This is a genomic window from Turicimonas sp. TL08 (genome assembly GCF_054660695.1).
Genome location: NZ_BAAGDP010000135.1, coordinates 1 through 201 on the forward strand (window position 1 = coordinate 1; position 201 = coordinate 201).

Sequence of the window (201 nt, forward strand, 5' to 3'; positions counted from 1 at the left end):
CTGTCCTGTTCGGGATGGGAAGGAGTGGTTCCACCCTGCTATGGCCTCCGGGCTTTAACTTGTTCTGCATCTTACGATGCTCGGAAATTCTTATCAATCTTGACGAGCATTTAAGCTCTGCTTTGTTTTACTTTACTTGCTACAACCAACGTAGGCTTTAAGCTTCACGGTTATAGGATCAAGCCTCACGAGCAATTAGTA

General features: G+C 45.3%; 1 rRNA gene. It reads right to left on the bottom strand.

Going from position 1 to position 201, the window contains the following annotated elements:
* A 5S ribosomal RNA gene (rrf, locus tag ACYQ4O_RS13250) occupies positions 1–52 on the bottom strand; the annotation flags it as partial.
* Between the last annotated feature and the right edge of the window lie 149 nt (positions 53–201).